Annotated in this window: 19 protein-coding genes; 8 read left to right on the forward strand and 11 right to left on the reverse strand. The window is 69.9% G+C overall.

The window, feature by feature from the left end:
- Positions 1-18: 18 nt before the first annotated feature.
- On the reverse strand, positions 19-444 hold the full coding sequence (locus tag CS1GBM4_RS05845) for a BA14K family protein (protein WP_186417760.1): 426 nt from the start codon (positions 442-444) through the stop codon (positions 19-21).
- 208 nt (positions 445-652) lie between these two features.
- Here CS1GBM4_RS05845 and CS1GBM4_RS05850 point away from each other — a divergent pair, with 208 nt between their 5' ends.
- Positions 653-1,225: a TIGR00645 family protein gene (locus tag CS1GBM4_RS05850; protein ID WP_186417761.1), complete on the forward strand. Its 573-nt coding sequence runs from the start codon at positions 653-655 to the stop codon at positions 1,223-1,225.
- A gap of 51 nt (positions 1,226-1,276) precedes the next feature.
- Here the strand turns inward: CS1GBM4_RS05850 and accC are convergent, their stop codons facing one another.
- From accC to CS1GBM4_RS05870, 4 genes are all read right to left on the reverse strand, one after another.
- Positions 1,277-2,641: an acetyl-CoA carboxylase biotin carboxylase subunit gene (accC, locus tag CS1GBM4_RS05855; protein ID WP_186417762.1), complete on the reverse strand. Its 1,365-nt coding sequence runs from the start codon at positions 2,639-2,641 to the stop codon at positions 1,277-1,279.
- Positions 2,642-2,670: 29 nt separating this feature from the next.
- Positions 2,671-3,132 carry an acetyl-CoA carboxylase biotin carboxyl carrier protein gene (accB, locus tag CS1GBM4_RS05860; protein ID WP_186417763.1) on the reverse strand — a complete coding sequence of 154 codons (462 nt, stop codon included), beginning with the start codon at positions 3,130-3,132 and terminating at the stop codon, positions 2,671-2,673.
- Positions 3,133-3,414: 282 nt separating this feature from the next.
- Positions 3,415-4,197, reverse strand: coding sequence for a DsbA family protein (locus CS1GBM4_RS05865; RefSeq protein WP_186417764.1), 783 nt, complete (start codon positions 4,195-4,197; stop codon positions 3,415-3,417).
- 31 nt (positions 4,198-4,228) lie between these two features.
- Positions 4,229-5,638 carry a M48 family metalloprotease gene (locus tag CS1GBM4_RS05870; protein WP_186417765.1) on the reverse strand — a complete coding sequence of 470 codons (1,410 nt, stop codon included), beginning with the start codon at positions 5,636-5,638 and terminating at the stop codon, positions 4,229-4,231.
- Positions 5,639-5,806: 168 nt separating this feature from the next.
- Here CS1GBM4_RS05870 and CS1GBM4_RS05875 point away from each other — a divergent pair, with 168 nt between their 5' ends.
- Positions 5,807-6,085: a YARHG domain-containing protein gene (locus CS1GBM4_RS05875; RefSeq protein ID WP_186417766.1), complete on the forward strand. Its 279-nt coding sequence runs from the start codon at positions 5,807-5,809 to the stop codon at positions 6,083-6,085.
- Positions 6,086-6,242: 157 nt separating this feature from the next.
- Here the strand turns inward: CS1GBM4_RS05875 and CS1GBM4_RS05880 are convergent, their stop codons facing one another.
- Both CS1GBM4_RS05880 and CS1GBM4_RS05885 read right to left on the reverse strand, forming a co-directional pair.
- Positions 6,243-6,956 (reverse strand): DNA helicase, encoded by a 714-nt coding sequence (locus CS1GBM4_RS05880; protein ID WP_186417767.1) that lies wholly within the window; start codon positions 6,954-6,956, stop codon positions 6,243-6,245.
- Between the two features lie 144 nt (positions 6,957-7,100).
- Positions 7,101-8,018 (reverse strand): LysR family transcriptional regulator, encoded by a 918-nt coding sequence (locus tag CS1GBM4_RS05885; protein ID WP_186417768.1) that lies wholly within the window; start codon positions 8,016-8,018, stop codon positions 7,101-7,103.
- A 120-nt stretch (positions 8,019-8,138) separates the two neighbouring features.
- Between CS1GBM4_RS05885 and CS1GBM4_RS05890 the strand changes: the two genes are divergently transcribed.
- The 5 genes from CS1GBM4_RS05890 to aat all read left to right on the forward strand — a co-directional run bounded on the left by CS1GBM4_RS05890 (position 8,139) and on the right by aat (position 12,132).
- Entirely contained in the window at positions 8,139-8,864 is a 726-nt protein-coding gene (locus CS1GBM4_RS05890; RefSeq protein WP_186417769.1) for an SDR family oxidoreductase, read from the forward strand.
- 70 nt (positions 8,865-8,934) lie between these two features.
- Positions 8,935-9,336, forward strand: a complete 402-nt coding sequence (locus CS1GBM4_RS05895; protein ID WP_210201543.1) for a carboxymuconolactone decarboxylase family protein — start codon at positions 8,935-8,937, stop codon at positions 9,334-9,336.
- A gap of 11 nt (positions 9,337-9,347) precedes the next feature.
- Entirely contained in the window at positions 9,348-9,719 is a 372-nt protein-coding gene (locus CS1GBM4_RS05900) for an Atu4866 domain-containing protein (protein ID WP_186417771.1), read from the forward strand.
- 147 nt (positions 9,720-9,866) lie between these two features.
- On the forward strand, positions 9,867-11,375 hold the full coding sequence (locus CS1GBM4_RS05905; protein WP_186417772.1) for an ATP-binding protein: 1,509 nt from the start codon (positions 9,867-9,869) through the stop codon (positions 11,373-11,375).
- Positions 11,376-11,445: 70 nt separating this feature from the next.
- The gene (aat, locus tag CS1GBM4_RS05910; protein WP_186417773.1) at positions 11,446-12,132 is read left to right on the forward strand and encodes a leucyl/phenylalanyl-tRNA--protein transferase; all 687 of its coding nucleotides are present in this window, start codon (positions 11,446-11,448) and stop codon (positions 12,130-12,132) included.
- Between the two features lie 51 nt (positions 12,133-12,183).
- On the opposite strand, the gene CS1GBM4_RS05915 is transcribed toward aat, so the two are convergent.
- Both CS1GBM4_RS05915 and CS1GBM4_RS05920 read right to left on the reverse strand, forming a co-directional pair.
- Positions 12,184-12,417 carry a KGG domain-containing protein gene (locus CS1GBM4_RS05915; RefSeq protein ID WP_210201539.1) on the reverse strand — a complete coding sequence of 78 codons (234 nt, stop codon included), beginning with the start codon at positions 12,415-12,417 and terminating at the stop codon, positions 12,184-12,186.
- A 240-nt stretch (positions 12,418-12,657) separates the two neighbouring features.
- Positions 12,658-13,257 (reverse strand): DUF2155 domain-containing protein, encoded by a 600-nt coding sequence (locus CS1GBM4_RS05920; protein WP_186417774.1) that lies wholly within the window; start codon positions 13,255-13,257, stop codon positions 12,658-12,660.
- A gap of 229 nt (positions 13,258-13,486) precedes the next feature.
- On the opposite strand from CS1GBM4_RS05920, the gene CS1GBM4_RS05925 reads away from it, so the two are divergent.
- On the forward strand, positions 13,487-14,833 hold the full coding sequence (locus tag CS1GBM4_RS05925; RefSeq protein ID WP_186417775.1) for an Nramp family divalent metal transporter: 1,347 nt from the start codon (positions 13,487-13,489) through the stop codon (positions 14,831-14,833).
- A 134-nt stretch (positions 14,834-14,967) separates the two neighbouring features.
- Here the strand turns inward: CS1GBM4_RS05925 and CS1GBM4_RS05930 are convergent, their stop codons facing one another.
- Both CS1GBM4_RS05930 and CS1GBM4_RS05935 read right to left on the reverse strand, forming a co-directional pair.
- Positions 14,968-15,378 carry an NADH:ubiquinone oxidoreductase subunit NDUFA12 gene (locus CS1GBM4_RS05930; protein WP_186417776.1) on the reverse strand — a complete coding sequence of 137 codons (411 nt, stop codon included), beginning with the start codon at positions 15,376-15,378 and terminating at the stop codon, positions 14,968-14,970.
- Positions 15,379-15,452: 74 nt separating this feature from the next.
- Entirely contained in the window at positions 15,453-16,148 is a 696-nt protein-coding gene (locus CS1GBM4_RS05935) for an NIPSNAP family protein (protein ID WP_186417777.1), read from the reverse strand.
- Between the last annotated feature and the right edge of the window lie 366 nt (positions 16,149-16,514).

Genomic DNA, 16,514 nt, shown 5'->3' on the forward strand with positions numbered 1-16,514 from the left:
CCGCCATGGCGTCCGCGATCAGGGGCAGGAGCGGATGACGCCGCCGGAGCCGATATAGGTACCGGTCTCCGGGTCGTAGGTCCGGAAGCGGCGCGAGCAGTAGGCGATCGCGTCGGCGTCGGGCTCGACATAGACCCGCGGCGGCGGGGGCACCGGCTCGGCATAGACCGGGCCGGGGGCGAGCAGGGCGCCTGCCGCGAGCGCGCCGAGCGCGCCGGCGGCGATGCCGGCACCGACGGCCGCGCCGCGATTGTAGCGATAGCGCGGGCCGTAATAGCCGTAGCGCGGGCCGTAATAATAGCGGCGATACTGCACCGGCTCGACGAGGCGCGTGGAGCCGGCGGCCGCGACGGCCGCGGAGGCCGGCGCAAGCGGAGCGGCGCTCGCGGGCGCCGCCAGGAGGCCGCCGGCAAGCGCGGCGGCGATCGTCATCGTTCTGATCATCTCATACTCCTCGTCTGCCGGGAGAGGGAGGCCGCGCGCGGTCCGCCCGATCACCCGGGGCATGTCATTCCATTGTCGAAACTAGACGCAAAACGCGGCGGAATTTCAACGACTTCCGGCGGAGGCCGGCGTTTTTCGGCTTGCACCGCGCCGCGTCTGGTCCCATCTGGCGAGGATCGCTGCGCCGCATCAATCTCCAGGGAGCTCCATGTCGTCCGCCGCCCATCCTTCCGAGCCGTCCGCCCGCGAGGCGCTCAGGCCCCTGCCGCTGGTGATCTTCGCCTCGCGCTGGCTGCAGGTGCCGCTCTATCTCGGCCTGATCGTCGCCCAGTGCGTCTACGTCTTCCTGTTCCTGAAGGAGCTCTGGCACCTCGTCGCCCATGCCTTCGACTTCAGCGAGCAGCAGATCATGCTGGTGGTGCTGGGGCTGATCGACGTGGTGATGATCTCGAACCTGCTGATCATGGTGATCGTCGGCGGCTACGAGACCTTCGTCTCGCGGCTGAAGCTGCAGGGCCATCCCGACCAGCCGGAATGGCTCAGCCACGTCAACGCCTCGGTGCTCAAGATCAAGCTCGCCATGGCGATCATCGGCATCTCGTCGATCCACCTGCTGCGGACCTTCATCGAAGCCGGCAATATCGGGACTTCGGTCGCCACCAACTACACGACCACGGGCGTGCTGCTGCAGACCCTGATCCACGTCGTCTTCATCGTCTCGGCGATCGGCATCGCCTGGGTCGACCGGATGACGCTGCCCGGCAACGGCAAAGGCCATTGAGGCAGGCGGCCCAGCCATGTCCGGGTCGCCCGGACATGGCGCCGGGCCGGGTCAGCCTTCGCCGGGCTGGTCCATGCCGCCGGCGGCGAGGAATTTCTCCAGCCAGTGGATGTTGTAGTCGCCGTTGAGCATGTCCTGGTTGCGCACCAGCGTGCGGAACAGCGGCAGCGTGGTGTCGACGCCGTCGACGACGAATTCGTCGAGCGAGCGGCGCAGGCGCATCAGGCACTCGGCCCGGTTGCGGCCGTGGACGATCAGCTTGCCGACCAGCGAATCGTAGTGCGGCGGAATCGCATAGCCCTGATAGGCAGCCGAATCGACGCGCACGCCGAGCCCGCCCGGGGTATGGAACGAGGTGATCCTGCCCGGCGAGGGCCGGAAGGTCGCGGGATGCTCGGCATTGACCCGGCACTCGATGGCGTGGCCCTCGATGACGATGTCCTTCTGGCTGATCGAGAGCGGCGCGCCGGCCGCGATCCTGATCTGCTCGTTGACCAGGTCGATCCCGGTGATCATCTCGGTGACCGGATGCTCGACCTGGATGCGCGTGTTCATCTCGATGAAGTAGAACTCGCCGTCCTCGTAGAGGAACTCGATCGTGCCGGCGCCGAGATAGCCGAGATCGGCCATCGCCCTGGCGCAGATCTCGCCGATCCGGTCGCGCTCGCCGGCGTTGAGGGCGGGCGAGGGGCCTTCCTCCCAGACCTTCTGGTGCCGGCGCTGCAGGGAGCAGTCGCGCTCGCCGAGATGGATCGCCCGGCCCTTGCCGTCGCCGAGCACCTGGATCTCGATATGGCGCGGCTTCTCGAGGTACTTCTCGATATAGACCGCGTCGTCGCCGAAGGCCGCCTTGGCCTCGGTGCGCGCCGTCTGCACGGCGACGATGAGCTCGTCCTCGCTGCGCGCCACCTTCATGCCGCGCCCGCCGCCGCCGGCCGCGGCCTTGACGATGACGGGGAAGCCGATCTCGCGCGAGATGCGCAGCGCCTCCTCGTCCTCGGTGACGCCGCCGTCCGAGCCGGGCACGCAGGGGATGCCGAGGCGCTTGGCGGTGCGCTTGGCCTCGATCTTGTCGCCCATCACCCGGATATGCTCGGCCTTGGGGCCGATGAAGGCGATGTTGTGCCGCTCGAGGATCTCGGCGAAGCGGGCATTCTCGGAAAGGAAGCCGTAGCCGGGATGCACGGCGTCGGCGCCGGTGATCTCGCAGGCGGCGATCAAAGCGGGGATGTTGAGATAGCTCTCGCGCGCCGGCGGCGGGCCGATGCAGACGCTCTCGTCGGCGAGGCGCACATGCATGGCGTTGGCGTCGGCGGTCGAATGCACCGCGACGGTCGCGATGCCGAGCTCCTTGGCCGCCCGCAGCACCCGCAGCGCGATCTCGCCGCGATTGGCGATCAGGATCTTGTCGAACATCTTCAGCCCGCTCCCGCCCGGATGGATCCTCACTCGATCACCAGCAGGGGCTCGCCGTACTCGACCGGTTGGCCGTCCTCGACCAGGATGGCGACGACCTTGCCGGCGCGCGGGGCGACGATGTCGTTGAAGGTCTTCATCGCCTCGACGAGCAGCACGCGCTCGCCCGCCTTCACCTCCTGGCCGACCTCGATGAACGGCTTGGCCTCGGGCGAGGGGCGGCGGTAGGCGGTGCCGACCATCGGCGATGTCACGGTGCCGGGATGGGCGGCGGCAGCCTTGGCCTCGACCGGCGCCGCCGCGGCGGCTGCCGGCGCGGGCGCGGCGGCGGGGGCGGCCGCGACCGGCGCCATCACCGTCGCCGTGATGGTGCGGGCGACGCGGATGCGCAGGTCGCCCTTCTGCACCTCGATCTCGGTGAGATCGGTCTCGTTGATCAGTTGCGCCATCTCGCGCACGAGTTCGGGATCGATGGGGCTCTTGGTCGCCATGGCGGATTTCACCGTCTTCGTGAGCTCGATGGGGCGGGACGGCAGGTCCCGAAGGGGATGCGCTTATGCGGAAAAGTCGCGCCGGATCAAGCCGGCGGCTTCGCGGTCGTCGCGGGTCTTAACCGGAATGGCGAGCTAGGAAAAGGGCGGAGGCGACGCCTGTCCCGTCATTGCGAGCGCAAGCGAAGCAATCCAGGACGAGCGAAGCGATCCAGGAGCGGCAGAGCGAGCCCTTCCGGATTGCTTCGTCGGCTGCGCCTCTTCGCAACGGCGTCGGGAACCTCAGCCGCTGCAGGTCGCCTTGCCGCATTTGCGCACGGCCTCGATCTTCTGCTTCAGCGCCGCCTGGCCGACCGCGCCGAAGACCACCTCGTCGCCGACGATGAAGGCCGGCGTGCCGGTGAGGCCGAGCCGGTCGCCGAGCGCGACGGTCTGCTCGATCACGGCGCGGGTCGCCGGCGCCTCCATCTCCTTCCGGACGCGCTCGATGTCGGCGCCGGCCTCCTTGGCGATCTCCAGCGCCTTGGCGCCGTTGATGCGGCCCTTGGCGCTCATCAGCTTGAGATGGAATTCCCAGTATTTCGGGCCCTGGAGCTGGTTCTTCACCGCGACGGCGACGCGGCTGGCCTCGACCGAATCCGGGCCGAGGATCGGGAAGTCCTTGATCACGAGCTTGAGCTTGGGATCGTCCTTGGCGAGGGCGCGGACGTCCTCCATCGCCCGTTTGCAGAAGCCGCAATTGTAATCCATGAACTCGATCAGGGTGACGTCGCCCTGCGGATTGCCGGCGATCACCGAGCTCGCGGGATCGATCAGGCTGGCCTTCTCGGCCGCGAGCGCATTGCGCTGGGCTTCGACCTGCGCGACCTGGTTGCGCCGCTCGAGCTCGACCAGCGCCTCCTGGATCAGCTCCGGATTCTTGAGCAGCGTCTCCTTGATCAGCTCGACCACGGCCGTGCGCTGCTCGGCCGAGAGGCCCTGGGCCTGGGCCGGCAGGGCGGCGGCGGCGAGCGCACAGGCGGCGATGCCGGCGAGCGCCAGACGGCGCAGCGAAGAGAAGATCATGGCGAGGGTCCTTTCAGGGCGCGATTCGCGCCTATCGTTGCTTCTCGGGTGGAACATACTCGACGATGTCGCGGGCGCGCAGCGCCGCAGGCGACCCCTGCGGCAACTTGGCCAGAGCCCGGCTCGCCTGGGTGTGGGCGACGGTCCAGTCGCCCTTGGCGAAGGCATGCTGCGCGGCCGAGAGCTCGGCCATCGCGATGTTGCCCCTGGCGGCATAGGCGTTCGACAGATGCTGGTGCACATCGGCCGAATCGGGCTCGCGGATCGCGGCGTTGGAGAGCTCGCGGATGGCCTCGTCGAGCAGCGCCCTGTCGCCGGTCTGCAGCAGCGCATGGCCGAGCATCTGGCGGATCAGCCCGGCCTGCGGCGCGAGCGCGACCGCCTGGCGCAGCACCGGAACCGCTTCGCGGGCGCGGCCCGCCTCGAGCAGCGCCTGGCCCTTGAGCTCGAGGAAATAGGCGTTCTTCGGCTGCTCGCCGATCAGGCGGTCCATGGCGGCGAGCGCCTGCGCCATCCGGCCGGAGCGATAGTCGCTGATGGCGCGCGCGTAGCGCGCCGCCGTCGACTGGTCGGCCATGCCGTAGCGGCGGGCGACGCCGCCCTCGCGCTCGACGAAGCCCATCAGCTTGGCGCGCATCAGGTCATGCCGCGCCTGCAGAGCCGGCGGATCGGGCTTGTCGAAGTTCGGGCCCTGCCGCGCCAGCGTCTCGAGCTGGGCGATGCGCTCGCTCGGCATCGGATGGCTGATCGTATAGGGGTCGATCGTCCGCGACAGGAAGGCGCTGTTCTCGGCGAAGCGCCGGAAGACGGTGAGCATGCCCTTGGCCGACAGGCCTGCGGCGGCGAGGAAGCGCACCGCGGCACGGTCGGCCGCCTGCTCCTCCGAGCGCTGATAGGCGAGCAGCGAGCGCCGCACGAGCTCCTGGGGGCCGGCGATCGCGCCCATCGCGCCGATGCCGGCATTGCCCATCGTGCCGCCGCCGCTGCGCGCCCCCGCGACCACGCCGCCGACGCCGACGAGCAGCCCCGCGATCGAGAGGATCTGCGCGTTCTGGATCTCCTGCCTGAGCCGGGCCAGGTGCCCGCCGGCGAGATGGCCGCTCTCATGGGCGAGGACGCCGATCACCTCGTTCGGCGTCGCCGCGTCCATCAGCACGCCGATATTGACGAAGATCGACTTGCCGTCGGCGACGAAGGCATTGAAGGCGCGGTCGTTGATCAGGACGATCCGGGTCGCGCCCGCGTTGATCCCGGCGGCCTTGAAGATCGGCGCCGCATAATCGCGCAGCAGCTGCTCGATCTCGGCGTCGCGGATCAGCGAGACCGAACGCTTCGGCGCCTGCGCCGTCGCCGGCGTCGCGGCCGCGACGAAAGCCAGCCCGGCCGCGAGCGATCGCCGCAGGCGCAGGCAATTCGAGGGGCGGGGGCGAACGGACTGCATGAGCTCGCGCTTCTTGTGCTCCTTGGGGCGGCAGCGTCAAATCACAGCTTTGCCAGCAGACGGTTCCGTTTCGTGCAACAGCATCGTGATCCCGCCATGGCAGAACGCGAAAGGGCTTGTCCGGTCCGCAAGGGACGGCGGATAATCGCGCAACCGCAAGAGGTCGTCATGTCGAAGCTGCTTTTCTCCGCCCTCGCCGTGGCCGCCGCCCAGGCGCTTCTGGCGGCCGGGCCTGCGGCTGCCCAGAGCTGCGAGGATCTCTGGTACCAGCGCAACGAGATCTACAAGGCGCAGGGCTACTGCTTCCGCACCCAGCGCGGCATCAGCGCCTTCGGCAATGCCGGCTGCCAGTACGACAATGTCGAGGACGTGCCGCTCTCGGCGACCCAGCGCCGCGTCATCGCCGACATCCGGCGCGCCGAGCGCACGCGCGGCTGCCCGCGCTGAGCGCCGTCTTTGCCAGCCCCCGGGTCTTGCCTTCGGCAAGCCCGAGGACAGGCTCCGCGAAGCAATCCAGAGGCGGCGGTCCTCTACGTCTCCTGGATTGCTTCGTCGCTTCGCTCCTCGCAATGACGATGCAGTTCGGTGGGCTCGTGGAGTGCCGCTAACCCGCCGCCTGGAACCGGACCTCGCCCCCGTTCAGGAAGCAGGCCTTGCTGAACAGCGACAGGTCGAGCGGATTCGGCAGGCGGACATCGTCGAGGTCGGGACAGGGCTTCACGGCCGGGTCATAGGACCGGTCGATCTGCGAGATGAAGGCGAGGATCAGGCCCTTGTCCCGCGCGAAGGCCCTGAGCGTGCGGATCTGCGCCATCAGCTCGGGATTGCCGCGCTTCTGGTCGAGCAGTTGCAGATAGTCGACGATCGCCAATGTGCCGCGCGGGGCGTCGGCCAGCGCCCGCAGGATGTGATCGGCGCTGATCGCGTCCGAATCGTCGAAGGTGAACAGGGCCTGGAATTGCGCCGGCTCGACGCCGAGCGCCCGGAAGCGGCCAAGCAGGTCGCCGGCCGTGTATTCCAGCGTGAAGAACACCGCCGGGCGGCCGGCCCTCATCGCCTCGAGGGCGAGCTGGAGACTCAGCAGGGTCTTGCCGTGCCCGGGCCGTGCGCCGATGAGGAGCAGGTCTCCCGGGATCAGGCGGGCGAGCAGTTCCCTGGCGGCCGATCCGTCGGCCGACTTCGCGGCGAGCAGGCTCCAGGCGCCGAAACCTTCGCCGGCGGCGATGCGATCGAGCGCGAGATTGAGCGGAATGCCTTCCGTGCGCGACAGCGTCCTGGCCTTGCGCTTCAGTCGATAGACGGGGGCGGAGAGCTTCATCGATGGACCTCCTGATGCGAGCTAAATCCGCAATCCCTCCTTATGCGCAGTGCTCGGACAGGCGGTTCGACGATCGGACGGGCCCTGCACGGCAGCGTGCTTCCCAGTCGGAGGGCGGAGGCGCGGGCGGCGCCTGGAATCACATCATAGCCGATATCGCTCGCGCCTGTCCCAGTCGAAGCCGCGCAGATGGTCGACCAGGGCGCGCAGCTTCGGCGCCATGGCCCGCCGGCTGGGGTAGTAGAGATAGAAGCCCGCGAAAGGCGGGCAGTACTCCTCGAGCAGCGGCACCAGCTCGCCGCGCGCGATCGCCGGGCGGAAGCTCTCCTCCATGCCGAAGGTGATCCCGGCGCCCGCGACCGCGAGCTTGATCATCAGCGCCATGTCGTTGGTGGTGATCTCGGGGGCGACGGCGACGCTGAACTCCCTGCCGTCCTCGCCGAATTCCCAGCGATAGGGCGGCAGCCTCGGCCCCGGCCGCCAGCCGATGCAGCGATGCGCCGCGAGCTCGCGCGGATGCGAGGGCGTGCCGAAGCGCTCGCGATAGCCCGGCGAACAGACGGCGAGCTGGCGCTCCTGGCCGCCGACCGGCACGGCGATCATATCCTGCTCGATGACCTCGCCCAGCCTGACGCCGGCATCGTAGCCGGCGGCGACGATGTCGAACTCCTCGTCGGTGACGGTGACGTCGAGCTCGACCTCCGGATACGCCGCGGCGAAGCCCGCGAGGACCGGGCCGGACAGGAAGCGCTCGGCGATCGACGAGACGGCGAGGCGCAGGCGTCCGCGCGGGCCGGCGCGCAGGTCCCGGGTCGCCGCGACGGCGGCGCGCAGGTCGGACAGCGCCGGCTCGAGATCGGCGAGGAGGCGCTCGCCCGCCTCGGTCAGGCCGACGCTGCGGGTCGTCCGCTGTACCAGCGCGATGCCGAGCCGCTCCTCCAGCTTCCGGATCGTCTGGCTGACGGCCGAGCGCGTCACGCCGATGCGGTCGGCGGCGCCGCGGAAGCTCTTCTCCTCGGCGACCAGCGCGAAGACGGCGAGCGCGTTGAGGTCGATCTCCATTGGTTAGTGGAACTCTCCAAACTGGAAAGGACATGGCGGCTTATCGCGACAATGCCCGGCTCCTAGCTTTCCGGCAACCGCAGCCTTGCGGTGCCAGGACACAACCAGACGGAGAGGGACATGACACGCGACAAGGTCGTCCTCATCACCGGCGCCTCCAGCGGGATCGGCGCCGGCATCGCCCGCGAGCTCGCGGCGGCCGGAGCCAGGCTGATGCTCGGCGCAAGGCGCACCGAACGCCTCGGCGCGCTCGCCGACGAGCTGAGCGCGAAGGGCGCGACGGTCCGTACCCGCCGGCTCGACGTCACCGATCGCGCCGATGTCGCGGCCTTCGCCGAGGCGGCGCGCACAGCCTTCGGCCGCGTCGACGTGATCGTCAACAATGCCGGCGTCATGCCGCTCTCGCCGCTGGCCTCGCTGCAGGTCGAGGAGTGGGACCGCATGATCGACGTCAACATCAAGGGCGTGCTCCACGGCATCGCCGCGGTGCTGCCGCAGATGCAGGCACGCGGCTCCGGCCATGTCGTGAACATCGCCTCGATCGGAGCGCTGGCGGTGTCGCCGACGGCGGCCGTCTACTGCGCGACGAAATATGCCGTGCGCGCGATCTCCGACGGCTTGCGCCAGGAGCACTCGAACCTGCGCGTCACCTGCATCCATCCCGGCGTGGTCGAGAGCGAACTCGCCGACAGCATCACCGATCCAGCAGCGGCCGAGCTGATGAGGAGCTATCGCGCCATCGCGCTCCAGCCCGACGCGATCGGCCGCGCGGTGCGCTTCGCGATCGAGCAGCCCGAGGATGTCGACGTCAACGAGATCGTCATCCGCCCCACCGCCACACGCTGAGGAGGAAGCCATGACCCCGATCATGCCGTCGCCGCTGCGCGCCGCCGCAACGGCCCTCGCCATCGCGGCGATGCCGGTGCCTGCCGCCGCCGAATCGACCGAGGAGCGGCGCAAGCGCGGCGATGCCGTCGTCCGCAGCCTCAACACGGGCGAATCCCAGCAGGCTCTGGAGCGCATGCGGCAGGAATTCCCCTTCCTCGCCGAGGCGACCGAGGCCTATGCGCTCGGCGATGTCTGGTCGCGCCCCGGTCTCGACAGCCGCGCGCGCCAGCTCGCCGCCGTGGCGGCGTTCGCCGCGACGGGGCAGACCGCCTTCATGAAGCTGCACGCCGGCTACGCGCTGAATATCGGCGTCCCCGAGGAGCAGTTGAAGGAGATCGTCTACCTGATCACCGTGCCGGCCGGCATCTCGCGGGCGATCGCGGCGTCGCAGGCGCTGTCGGAGCTCTTCGCCGAGCGACGCGGGCGCTGAGGGGAGGCGTCATGAACACCTTGCTCCTGAACGCCCTGCTGGTGCTGACCGCCGGCGTCGGCCTCGCCACCACGATCATCCAAACAGGATCGGAAGGATCCTCCTCCATGACGATCATCCGGACAGCCGCTGCCCAGACCCCGCAGAGCCACCCTTACGTCGGCATGTGGGTCACCGCCGACAATCACGTCCGCCACGAGCTGCTGCCGAACGGCCGCTATGACGAGGCGCGCGGCAGCCGTGAAAGCGCCTATCGCGGCCGCTACGAGGTCACCGGCAATCACATCGAGTACTGGGACGACACCGGCTTCACCGCCGACGGCACCTTTGTCGACGCGGACACGCTGCATCATGGCGGCATGATCCTGCGCCGCCGCCGGTGATGGGCGCCGGCCGCCGCCGCCGCGGATTTGCTGTGGATGCGGCAACCGGCAGCACCTGCGCGCCCGCGCCCGCGTGCTAGACGTCGCCGCTCGCCCGCCCCGCTCGGGGGCGGGGCACGGGGACCCCGAGGCGGCACGCTGGCAGGCATGAAGACGGGCATCGAGATGGGCGCGACGGCGGGCGGCGGCCCGGCCGAGCTCGACCTGGCCGAACTGCTGGCGACGCGGCTCCTGGTCCAGGGCAATTCCGGCTCGGGAAAGTCGCATCTGCTGCGCCGCCTGCTGGAGCAGAGCGCGCCGCTGGTGCAGCAGGCGGTGATCGATCCCGAGGGCGATTTCGTCTCGCTCGCCGACCAGTTCGGCCATGTCGTGGTCGACGGCACGGCGAGCCCGCCCGAACTGCAGCGGATCGCGCTGCGCGTGCGCCAGCACCGCGTCTCGGTGGTGCTCAATCTCGAGGAGCTCGACGCCGACGAGCAGTTGCGCGCCACGGCCGCCTTCCTCGGCGGGCTGTTCGAGGTCGAGCGCGCCCATTGGTACCCGATGCTGGTCGTGGTCGACGAGGCGCAGCTCTTCGCCCCGGTGATGGCGGGCGAGGCCTCGGACGAGGCGCGCCGGCTCTCGCTGGGCGCGATGACGAACCTGATGTGCCGTGGCCGCAAGCGCGGCCTCGCCGGCGTGATCGCGACGCAGCGCCTCGCCAAGCTCGCCAAGAACGTCGCGGCGGAAGCCTCGAACTTCCTGATGGGCCGCACCTTCCTCGACATCGACATGCAGCGCGCCGCCGACCTGCTCGGCATGGACAGGCGCCAGGCCGAGATGTTCCGCGATCTCGAGCGCGGCCAGTTCGTCGCGCTCGGCCCGGCGCTGTCGAAGAAGCCGCTGCCGGTCCGGATCGGGCCCGTCGCCTCGGTCGACCGCGGCGGCGCGCCGAGCCTGCTGCCGCTGCCCGAGCAGGCGCCGGAGGACGCCAGCAAGCTGATCTTCACCGCCGGCGAGGACGAGGTCGCGCCGGCGCCCTGGCCGAAGCAGCCGCGGCCGCGGCCGGTGCTGGCACCCGAGATCATCCGCCGGATCGAGACGCAGCCGCCGGTGCCGGCGCCGGCCGAGCCCGAGATCGAGATGGATCCGGCCGAGCGCGCGGCGGCGCTGGTCGAGATCCTGAACGAGCTGCTCGACGATCCGGAGGCGCGCGACCGGCCGGTCGCCGTGCTCTACCAGGACTTCACCGTGCGCTGCCGAATGCGCCGGGTCAGCGGCCCGGAGACCGGGCTCGACGCCTTCCGCAAGCGCCTCGCCGTCGCCCGTGCCGGGGCGAGCGAGGAGGTGCTGTCCTCGCAGGCCTGGGAAAAGGCCCTGAGCGCCGTCGAGACACTGCCGGAGGACCTGCACGGGCTGTTCCTGTTCATCGCCCGCAGCGCGATCGAGGGAGCGCCGTGCCCGTCGGACGCCGAACTGGCGGAGGCCTATGGCAGCCATTCGCCGAGCCGGGCGCGCCGCCTGATCAGCTATATCGAAGAGCGCGGCCTGATCGTCTGCCATGTCGATTTCCGCGGCCAGCGCACGCTCGCCCTGCCGACGCTCGGCGTCGAGACCGCACCGGGGCTCGCAGCGCCGCAGCTCAAGGGCCTGCCGACGCGGCGCGCCCGGGTTTAGCCGGTGGCCCGGAGCCTTCCGGCGCCGTCGCGATTGACACCGGCGCCCGTCGCGCGTTCCCATCTCCCGCATGAAGGCCCGTTCCATACCTGCGCGGACCCCGGTGATCACGCCGGAACTCCTGCTGCGCGCCTATGCGGCCGGGGTCTTTCCGATGGCGGAGAGCGCCGACGACCCCGGGCTGTTCTGGGTCGAGCCCGAGATTCGCGGCATCATTCCGCTCGACCATTTCCATGTTCCGGGCCGGCTGGCGCGCACCGTGCGCTCCGACCGCTTCGAGGTCCGCATAGACCATGATTTCGCGGCCGTGATCGCGGCCTGCGCCGAGAGCCGGCCCGACCGGGCCGAGACCTGGATCAACGGCCGCATCCGCGCGCTCTATGGCGAGCTCTTCGCTCAGGGCCATGTCCACACCGTCGAATGCTGGCGCGAAGGCCGCCTCGTCGGCGGGCTCTACGGCTTGTCGCTCGGCGGTGCCTTCTTCGGCGAGAGCATGTTCCATCGCGAGACCGACGCCTCGAAGGTGGCGCTGGTGCATCTCGTCGCGCGGCTGAGGCGCGGCGGCTACCGGCTGCTCGACACCCAGTTCCAGACCGCCCATCTCGCCCAGTTCGGGACCTGCGAGGTCGCCTGCGACGCCTATCGCGATCTGCTCGACACCGCGATCCAGGCGGATGGGAACTGGTGGAGCTGGGCGCCGGGCCGCCCGGTCAGCGGGCGCGAGGCGCTGGCCGAGTTCGCCGACGCCGCGCGCTGACCAGCCCAGCGCGAAAGGCCCCGCGGGCGGACCCGCGGGGCTGTTCGGGCGTCAATGCTGGCCGCCCTTGCGTCCTGCTTCGGCGGCGAGGTCACGGTTCTGGGAGAAGCTGCGCTTCTCGTCGGGAACGCTCTGGCCGCCCTTGCGTCCGGCTTCCGAGGCGAGGTCGCGATCCTGGGAGAAGGAGCGCTTCTCGTCCGGCACGCTCTGTCCGCCCTTGGCGGCGATGTCGCGCTGCCGGTTCTCGTCCATCGACGCAAAGCCGCGCTGCGATTGGTTCGCCATCAGGTTTCTCCTCTTCTGAATGAACGGTCTCGCGTGACCGTCATCTGGAGAACCACTCGAAGGCGCCGAGGTTCCAAGCTTAATTTCGTGAAGGCGAAGCTTAAGCTGAGCCGTAAAGCTTCATGATCCGGTACTCTAACCTTGCCGCGACGTATTGTTTCGAGGCGTGTCGAGACAATGTGCCGCGCGCGCAGCCTTCTGGACTGTGAAGTACCATGGGGCCGCTTCGTGCGGCGCCGCTCAGTTGCTGCCGGCGGGGTCGCGCCCGGGGGCCGGGTTGGTCGGGAAGAAGCGCTGCGACGGCGCCTGGCGCGGCTGCACCGGCACGCCCTGCGGGGGCGCGACGTCGATGCGCTGGTTCGCCGGCGGCTGGGCCGGACGGGCCGGCCGGCGCTGTTCAGGGCTCAGCGGCGGGGGCGGGGCCTCCGGCTCCTTCGGGTCGACCACCAGCTCGGTGCCGCCTTTGCAGTCGGTCAGCCAGACATCGTAGATCGCATGCTCGACGCCGTGCAGGCCGGGGCTCGAGGCGTACATCCAGCCGGTGAAGATGCGCCGGTATTCGTTGTTGAAGGTGACCTCGTCGACCTCGGTGAAGGAGGTCGTCTGCGGTGCCTCGGTCGGCGGGCGCGTCCAGCAGACCCGCGGCGTGATCTGCAACGCGCCGAACTGCACCGTCTCGTCGATCGCCACCTCGAAGGAGATGATCCGGCCGGTGATCTTGTCGAGACCGGCGAAGACCGCGGTCGGGTTGCGGATGCGGTCGGCCCGGGCGGGGGCGGCCAGCGCGAGCGCGGCGCCGGCGACGGCGGCGAGGAAGAGGGCTCTGCGGAAGGAGGGCATGCTGGCTTGGCGATTCTCTTTCGGCGCGCGCGACGGCGCGCAGTAGCACGGCAATAGCAGCGGAAAAAGGGCGAGTGCGAAGCCTGGGCCCGGCCATCCGGCAGGAGACGTGCGCCCAGCCCGCCGCCATCCCATGGCCGCCATGCGTCCGGCAGGGGAACCGGCGCCTTGCCAGCGTGTTGCAAGCCGATAACTTGCGAATGCATTGCAATTGCAGATCAGGGTGTGGATGGAAGCGCGAGTCGAACGGGCGCCGACCGGCTGGCGGGAGGACAGGGGCGAGGCCTCGCTGGCCGACGTCCATCGTTCGATCGCCGTGCGCCGCTCCGGGCCGGGCTGGCGTCGCGCCGCCGCCTTCCTCGGACCCGGCTATCTCGTCGCCGTCGGCTACATGGATCCGGGCAACTGGGCGACCTCGCTCGCGGGCGGCTCGAAGTTCGGCTACACGCTGCTCGTCGTCGCGCTGGTCTCCAACATCATGGCGATCGTGCTGCAGTCGCTGTGCGCGCGGCTCGCCGTCGGCTCCGGCCGCGACCTCGCCCAGGCCTGCCGCGACGCCTTCCCGAGACCGCTCGCCCTTGGACTCTGGTTCCTGGCCGAGATCGCGATCATCGCCACCGACATCGCCGAGGTGATCGGCACCGCGATCGGGCTCAACCTGATCTTCGGCATCCCGCTCGAGCTCGGCGTGGTCGTCACCGCGCTCGACGTGTTCCTGATCCTCTATCTGCAGCGGCTCGGCTTCCGCTGGGTGGAGGCGCTGATCGTCACGCTGCTGGGCGTGATCGCGCTCTGCTTCGCCATCCAGATCGCGCTCGCCGATCCGGATTGGGGCCAGGTGATCCGCGGCTTCGCGCCGACCACGCAGATCGTCCGCAATCCGGAGATGCTCTATCTGGCGCTGGGCATCCTCGGCGCCACGGTGATGCCGCACAATCTCTACCTGCACTCCGGCATCGTGCAGACGCGCGCCTATGGCGAGAGCCTGCCGGAGAGGCGCCAGGCGCTCAAATACGCCACGATCGATTCGACGGTCGCGCTGATGTTCGCGCTGACGATCAACGCCTCGATCCTGATCCTGGCGGCCGCGACTTTCCACAAGACCGGCCAGACGGCGGTCGCCGAGCTCGGCGACGCGCACAAGCTGCTCGGCCCGCTGCTCGGCCTCGCCGTCGCGCCGACCCTGTTCGGCATCGCGCTGCTCTGCTGCGGCATCAATTCGACGGTGACGGCGACGCTCGCCGGCCAGATCGTGATGGAGGGCTTCCTCAAGATCAGGCTGGCGCCCTGGCTGCGCCGGCTGATCACCCGGGCGATCGCGATCGTGCCGGCGGCGGCGGTGACGATCTGGTATGGCGATGCGGGCACGGCGAAGTTGCTGATCCTGACGCAGGTCGTGCTGTCGCTGCAGCTCTCCTTCGCCGTCTTTCCGCTGGTGATGTTCACCGCCGACAGAGCCAAGATGGGCGAGCTGGTCGCGCCGCGCTGGCTCGTCGCCTTCGCCTGCCTGATCGCGGTCACGATCGCGGCGCTCAACCTCAAGCTGCTGGTCGATTTCGTCGCCGGCGCGGCCTGATGCTGGCGGCTTCCACCGGGCCGCGTCTGCGCGGAAGCGGGCGGCCTAGTCGCGCTTGCCGCATCGGCTCGGGCCGAACGAAGAAGGCCGGCCATGCCTGGCCGGCCCGTTGCCGTTCCGCTGCGGTCCGGCCCTTACCGTCCGGGCGTCCAGGCCTGGTAGTCGCCGGTGGCGGGCGGGGTCTTGTTCTCGCCGAGCGTCGAGCCCTTCGGGCGATAGGCCTGGGCCGTGCCGGTGCGGTTGGGCTGGTGCGGCTTCTGCCAGTCGCGGGCGAGGTAGTTCTCCTCGGACGGCGCGACGTCGACGGTATGGTGCAGCCAGCCGTTCCAGCCGGGCGGGATCATCGAGGCCTCGACCGGGCCGTTGTAGAGCACCCAGCGGCGCTGGATGCCGAGGGCCTTGTCCTTCCTGCCGCCCTTGGTGCGGTAGTAGACATTGCCGAACTCGTCCTCGCCGACCTTCTCGCCATGGCGCCAGGTGTGGAAGCGCGTGCCCATGGTCTGGCGGTTCCACCAGGTGAATATCTCGAGCAGGGTCTGGTTCATCGCTTCGCGTCCGCGCGGGCCTTAAGTCCGTCGCGCGACTTATGAAGATGCGGGCCCGCTATGTCCAGTGCGGCTCAGCGCAGCAGCGAGCGCGCGGTCGGGACCAGGCGGGCGATGTCCGGGGCGCGGCCGCTGCCGGTGGCGACGGCACGCAACGCCGCCTCGAGCGCCGGGATCGCCTGCGGCACCGCGGGCCGGAGAAGCGTCACCGCCACGCATTCGGTCTCGCGCACCGGCAGGCGGGGGAAACCGTTCTCGCTGCGGTCGCTGATCAGGCTGGCGACCACCCTGGCGCCGGTGGCGCGCGCGGCATCGGCGGCCGCCTTGGCCGCGAGCGCGGCCTCCGAGTCGCTCGCCTCCGGCGCCAGATGATGGACCGCGACAAGATAGGCATGGCCGTCCTCGAGATCGGCCGTGCCCGGCGGCGGCCGCTCGAGCCCGCGCGTATCGAAGCCGGAGCCGGGCGCGGCCGGCTTCAGCATCAGCACATCGTGCCAGGCGAGCATGGTCTCGTTGGCGGCCGGGCCATGCCGCGCCCAGACCGGGCCGCCATAGAAGGCGGGCAGGGCGCCCGTCCGCGCCGCCTGGTCGGCGAAGCCGCGGAACCAGACGAACTGGTCGGGCGCCGCCGGATCGCGGAACTGGCAGACCACGCTCATCCCTTCCGCCTCCTGCGTCTCGACGAGATGGGTGTCGAAGACGCGGATCAGGGCCTCGCGCGCGCCGGGCTTCAAGGTATAGCGGCGCAGTTCGAAGACGGTGTCGGTCATGGGCGGGGTCCTCCGGCTCGCGGGCCCTGCTACGCCCCGGAGCTGACGGGGATGGTCAGCAGCCGGCGGGCGACACGATTCGGCCATGATTCGGAGAGGGCGCGGCAGCGCCTGGGCGACCGGCAGCCGGACGAAGCCCCGCATGGATTCAAGCACTTGTGCCGGCGGCCGCAGACGGCGCTTCCGTCGGTGGGCTCCGTCTGCCCCGGGTGACGTTCGGTTAACCATGGTCCGGTGCATTTTAGTGGTTCCGCCGCGGCGCGCTTCGCGGCAAGCTCGGCCGACCGGCGGCGATTCCGCACGCGATTCCCAAGGCTTAGCCGGCGCCTTGAAACTTATCCCCATGATCCACATCTTCCTACAAGA

Source organism: Allobosea sp. CS1GBMeth4, assembly GCF_900185715.1.
Lineage (GTDB): Bacteria > Pseudomonadota > Alphaproteobacteria > Rhizobiales > Beijerinckiaceae > Allobosea.